Here is a 4,888-nt window from a genome sequence, read left to right on the forward strand (position 1 = left end):
GTCGCATCATTCATCACCGATTGGCGGATCGCTTCATATTGTTCTTTTCGTTTTAAATCCATTCTTATTTTCTAGTTATTGAGAAAAGAAAGCAGCAAGGTTTCCTTACTGCTTTATATATTACTGCATACTATACAAACTACCTGTCGAATAGCCGCCACTGTAGAATGGCAGTTCCAATTTTCTTCTTTCTATTGCTTCATGAAATTCATCACTACAATAATCATCATTTTCTTCTTCAGTATATAAAACACCTTCACGCATTTTAGATTGAATCACGCCTTTGACTCTCTCATAGTCATTTGTTGAACATCGAACGTCCATATAGTAAATAAAAAATTACGATACTAGTCCCCCGTACTTTGCCGACCGAGTACGGTATCAGCTTCCCAGCCTCCAATACATTCGCGTGTATCAACAATAGAAGGCCTTTCATCAATTGATACTGCGTTAGCGATTGGTTTCCAAGCGGTGCTTTTTCCACGTCGATAGCGTTTATGCCCTTGACGAAGATATTTATATAGCTGGCCACCTTGTTCTTTGTTATTCGCAACCTACTGATAAATACATTCTGGACTCACTGGTAAATTAATACGCTTTGCCACAGCGCTGATTTGATCTGCACTCCCAAGATAGCACCATTTCAACAAACCAGACTGTATCCCTTGGGATACGTTACTTTGCTGCTTGAGTACACTATTTTCTCGGCTATTTTTACTTGTGAATAACCTCCTGAAAAAGCACTGGAATTGGATATCTTGACCTTTGTTCAGCTACTGATAACTCATGCTGATTCTGCTTTGATTTTGGCGATAAAAAGCCTACCACTATCAGCGGTAGGCCTTCTTTCACAATTTAACCATGAGTGTTGCACTTATTATCTGAATTCAGGATCTAAACGGTGTATTTTGTGGGTGAAAGGCCCAAATAAAATCAATTTCTTTTTTTGAAGAGTCTTTCATATCCTGAAAGGCCTGAGAATCTTTGTCTTCAGAGCCTTGCCTAACATATAAAGTCTGTTCCATTTTATACTTATTTAAAATATCTCTAACTTCTGAAAAATTATTTACATCACAAACTAGATCCATCTGAAATTGAACGAAGAAGATCTTCTTTTTTCTAAAAAGTCCGTTCTGTTCATCCATTTCTATAGCAAAAATAGCTTCCCACGGAAGCGCAAGCTCTTTTGGTGGCTTGTCTTTCGCCATTGCTGCTAATGACAATAGCCCTAAAGTACCAGCCCCAGCACCCGCAAAAGCCATGGGGCCTAAAATAAACAATAAGACTACTGCAGCTATACCACCGACAACTAATAAACCCTTTACCAACTTTTCTCGGTATTCTTTTCCCCGTTTGTAGCTGTATACATAAATCCCTGTTGATGTGATTTTATGATAATAACGTTCAGGAGAAAGGGACATTGCTATTAAGAAAGCAAGCGTCAACATGACAAAAACACCTAAATTTCTGTTAGTCTCTTGCACTACCGTATTATCAGAAAAAATATACCCTGAAACGGTAAAAAAGAATAAACCACAGTAAACGAAAACAAATATCTCCCGAGTATACCTTTCCCACAGGTTCATCTCCCATTCTATGATTGCTGGCTCATTCTTTATATGTTCTATATAGTGCTCCATAAAAGCCACCAATTGAGACGGTCTATCAGTTAAATTAGAGTCGCTAAGTACTGATTTTCTAATAGTGTCGTACCGCTGTTTATTCACAAACGAATTCCCCATTGACTTAGTATCCTACATTCAATAAATTTGGAGCAATTATACTTCGTGCTAACGATACTGCCTTATTGTAGGCATCAAAACCGTCTTTATCTGTAATTTTCATAATATCCACCTGTTTTAAAGATTTACTCAATTCAGTATCCCCAAACACATCTGTATCTAGTGACAAATCCAACGTAAACGCATGGGGCACAGCACCCTCTTTTGGCTTGCCCGTACTCTTATCTAAATGATATTCATACCATACCAGCATAATGGCGGGGCACGTTTCGAACATCCAAGTCCCTGTTGGTCCCCATGGCCTTGGCAACCACAAATTTAAAAGCTGAGTATCACCAGTCGGTTGCCAAGTTTGTAAGCTTTTCCCTTGCGATGGCGTAAGCACTTTTGTTTCAGGCAGCTGTGGTATTATTTCCTGCCACATTTCATTTTTATGCGGCTGAGGCCGATACCCTTTAACCCATTCAGCTTGCCATTGGCGAGAACCGTCCAAACCTAATGTGTCAATATGGAAAAATTGATAATCTTTACCAGGAGTAATTAATTTGTCTCTATCGGGGTAGACCAACACATCAACACGGAGCTTCTGGCCATCGAGTTCACTTGGCAGTTCAAGCATTAGCCATGCACCATCTGCGTTTTCTTCACTCACCTCCCCCGGAGTTTTCAACGTCGGTTGTGTATACAGTTTGGGTTGATTTCGAATAACGCTCAATTCATCAAATGCCTTTTCATGCCCTTTTAGGGTATTACCCCAAACTTGAGCCCCTTCCCATTTGTTTTTGTCTCCCCAGTAGGTTTTTTTCAACCACTCACTAATGTCATCGTCTTGCACATAATTAAGATAAGCGGTTCCAATTGAATAAATGATACCACCAAAAATCTGGAGCCCAATACTAGCAATGGATAAAGCTGATGCAACGGTAAACTTGAATAGAACTGCCAGCAACCCTAAAACTCCAGAAATGGTCATAGATACAGTACCAGCTAACTTCAAGCCATGTGCAATCTTCGCTTTTCCTGAGGAGGGCATAAAATCGTAAACATAAATTTGGTATGACTCTATGGCACCAGCAACCACTAAGGTTAACTCCGCCGCGACACCAAAAATAAGTAACTTGGTTAATGTCTTTGATAAAGCTACATCTTTGCCTTTTATTGCATGGAAAATAGTACTAGTATTTATAACATTATCGATATCTTTGCTGGCTGATGAGATAAGCGAAAATGCTTCTCTCACTTGAGCTTGATAATAGCCTTGAGAAACCCTAACTACCGATTCCATTAACCATAATGGCCGATAAACTAAGGTTAATGTATCACTGTCAGACGGGTTTTGACTGGTTAAAATCCGTTCATAATCTTGCTGCAACGCCAGGAAGTTGAGCACAATCACCACACCCGTCAACGCATTCCCCGTGGCAAAATCAATACCTTTTTGAGCCATGGGCTGCCATATGTTTTCAACACGAATCGCTTTTTTGGCGGCATCCGTAAAGGTGATGTGTTTACCCATTGAGCCAGAGATTTTCTTAGCTTCTTTTTCCAACACTTCAATCTGTGTGCTCAGTGTTGCTCTATCTTGCGGTAGTCGGCTCTTCTCTAGCTCTTTGGAGACAGCTGCAATGCCCGCCATGGCTTCATCATACTGACCACCTAGTTTTAATAACTGACGTTTATTCTCGGGGGTTAGCGTCACTTCCCTACCTGAAAGTTGGTTGTTAAGCACCATGGGCATGATCACATCCATTTTAAATCGGGATTGATGTTTCCAACCTTCAGTGATTTCTTTTAATACGACATCTGTCGACCAACTGTTAAAAGAGAACACATTAATATTTTCTACTTTCCCAGCCACCGCATTCAAAAAAGAATTTTGAACGTTAGTGTAAGGCACCTGAACGTATTTTTTAAAGAAGGTAAAGTTAGCTAACTCGTCATTGGTGAAGGCATCAAACATAGCACCCAATGCACCAACGTGCGCCGACTGATCGGCACGCCCACTTTGTAAGTTAATTGCATTCGCTTTATCCAACCAGTCACTTAACGCTTCTTCCGATTCCACTTGGCTGGCTAATTGATGGAAGCTCTCATTAGGGTAAGAAGAGAGCACCACGTCCATTAACTTCGCCAAAAACGACTTAAACTCGGGCACCCCTGCAAACATGGCACTGCCCATCACATTGTTTAAAGCAAGTTGGCTACGCAGCTGAGCGTTGTATTTATTGCGATCTTGTTCATTTAAGGCTGGTGACAAATAAGTGTGCCACTCGGTAACTGTGTCAATATATTGTGAAGCGTGGTCCTCTTCATATAAGTCGAAGAATAAGCAAGAAGGATCTGGCCCAACAGTATCAAGCAACGCCAATGTAAAGTTGCTAGCCCAATTAAGCCGAGTGCGTAAAAACGTCTCTTGCACGGTAGAGCTGAGGTAATACTCGTTCATCTCCTTCATGCGGACGCGGCCACGCCACTTTCGTTTCTGCTTCATTTGATTGAAATAAGCAAGATCTGCTGGCAGTGACTGTACTATCCCTTCTTTTTTCATTGCTTGATTAATATTATTCAAGCTTTCCATCCAGAAAGTCTGGCCCGAGGGAGATTCTAAATTAACAGCATCCAAGCTGGATGACGAAATAATCACATGGGCTTTTGCGTGTTTGACCGGATCTTTTGCCAGCTCTTGCGCCAGCGGATCGCTTTGCTTTAATTGCAAATGGCAAAAACCAGCGGTGGCTTGAGTTAGACCCTGTAAGTTCTGGTTTTGGTTTTGCCAGTTGACAAGATCTGCCATGTGTTTTCCGCTTACCACTAGCGTGTCTTCCACCAACGCAATCGGATCGTCTAATATCAAAATATCGGCACGCACGGGGGCGCATTCATCAATGGTGTCGAGCAAACTTTGGTTGCTGATGACGGGTTGATGGGCCTTGTCACTTTGTGTGGGGGTCACGCTGCCTGCAAAGCGACCGTCTTGCACAGCGGTGCCTTCATCCATGTCGGCGACTAAATTTGCAAAATCGATGAAGGTGTCTTGCTCGGTGCGGTTGTAGTTCACCAAATCCAAAAATGAGTAGACTTGCCCCGAGGTTTTGGTGGCTCGTTCACGAAAATCGGGTTCATCGGTAAATTGTGTTTTTTGACGC

Annotated in this window: 3 protein-coding genes and 1 pseudogene; all 4 read right to left on the reverse strand. The window is 41.7% G+C overall.

Annotated elements, in window-relative coordinates; all coding sequences use genetic code 11:
• Positions 1-120: 120 nt before the first annotated feature.
• Positions 121-279: a hypothetical protein gene (locus MHO82_RS25485; protein ID WP_239189383.1), complete on the reverse strand. Its 159-nt coding sequence runs from the start codon at positions 277-279 to the stop codon at positions 121-123.
• A gap of 74 nt (positions 280-353) precedes the next feature.
• Positions 354-687, reverse strand: a pseudogene (locus MHO82_RS25490) (IS30 family transposase); the annotation flags it as partial.
• Between the two features lie 200 nt (positions 688-887).
• The gene (locus MHO82_RS25495; RefSeq protein ID WP_239189385.1) at positions 888-1,727 is read right to left on the reverse strand and encodes a hypothetical protein; all 840 of its coding nucleotides are present in this window, start codon (positions 1,725-1,727) and stop codon (positions 888-890) included.
• A 19-nt stretch (positions 1,728-1,746) separates the two neighbouring features.
• Positions 1,747-4,888 (reverse strand): hypothetical protein (locus MHO82_RS25500; RefSeq protein WP_239189387.1); only part of this gene is annotated, 3,142 nt, incomplete at its 5' end.

This window comes from Vibrio sp. Of7-15 (genome assembly GCF_022347565.1).
Lineage (GTDB): Bacteria > Pseudomonadota > Gammaproteobacteria > Enterobacterales > Vibrionaceae > NORP241.